Here is a 270-nt window from a genome sequence, read left to right on the forward strand (position 1 = left end):
CCCAGATGAGGCTGCTGAAACGATTTTCACAGTGGGTGATGCAGTAAAGTTTATTGATAAAGCTTCTGCATAATTTCTAAAAGGCAAAGGTGTAAAGTTTAAGATGCTTTTGCCTATATTCTTTGGGGGCTATTTTGAGAAGAGAGCTTTGAAGAGTAAATCTCAATTCAGGGTTGCAAAGTCATGAGGCGTGTTGTTATTACTGGTTTAGGATTGGTATCTCCATTAGCTGGTGATGTCGAGTATAGTTGGAAACGACTTCTTGAAGGA

At 39.3% G+C, this 270-nt stretch carries 1 protein-coding gene and 1 pseudogene; both read left to right on the top strand.

Going from position 1 to position 270, the window contains the following annotated elements:
• Nucleotides 1-73, top strand: a pseudogene (locus ACFINO_RS11195) (acyl carrier protein); the annotation flags it as partial.
• 110 nt (nucleotides 74-183) lie between these two features.
• Nucleotides 184-270 (top strand): beta-ketoacyl synthase N-terminal-like domain-containing protein (locus tag ACFINO_RS11200; RefSeq protein WP_375655924.1); only part of this gene is annotated, 87 nt, incomplete at its 3' end.

It is taken from the genome of Bartonella sp. AA83SXKL (genome assembly GCF_042196965.1).
GTDB lineage: Bacteria > Pseudomonadota > Alphaproteobacteria > Rhizobiales > Rhizobiaceae > Bartonella.